1 protein-coding gene is annotated in these 468 nt (G+C 63.5%); it reads left to right on the top strand.

The genetic code is table 11. From position 1 onward, the window contains the following. Nucleotides 1–468 (top strand): NAD(P)/FAD-dependent oxidoreductase (locus tag P0D80_RS51180; RefSeq protein WP_408296617.1); only part of this gene is annotated, 468 nt, incomplete at both ends.

Genomic DNA, 468 nt, shown 5'->3' with positions numbered 1-468 from the left:
TGATCCGCAGGTCTACGGGATCGGCATCAAGGAACTGTGGGAAATCGATCCGTCGAAGCACAAGCCGGGTCTGGTGATGCACACCGCCGGCTGGCCGCTGGAAAACGACACGTACGGTGGCTCGTTCCTCTATCACATGGATAACAACCAGGTGGTGGTGGGTTTCGTGGTGGGCCTCGGCTACACGAACCCGTACCTGTCGCCGTTCGAGGAATTCCAGCGCTACAAGACGCATCCGGCGATTCGTGCGGTGCTCGAAGGTGGCAAGCGCGTGTCGTACGGCGCGCGGGCGATTACCGCCGGCGGCCTGATGTCCCTGCCGAAGCTGGTGTTTCCGGGTGGCGCGCTGGTCGGCGACGATGCGGGCTTCCTGAACGCATCTCGGATCAAGGGTTCGCATGCGGCGATCAAGACCGGCATGCTGGCCGCTGAAGCGGCGTTCGATGCCGTGCAGGCTGGGCGTCAGAC

The sequence above is a fragment of the Paraburkholderia sp. RL17-373-BIF-A genome (assembly GCF_046030175.1).
Taxonomy (GTDB): Bacteria; Pseudomonadota; Gammaproteobacteria; order Burkholderiales; family Burkholderiaceae; genus Paraburkholderia.
Note: the sequence above shows the minus strand (reverse complement) of the source record. Positions and strands in the feature narration are given on the sequence as shown.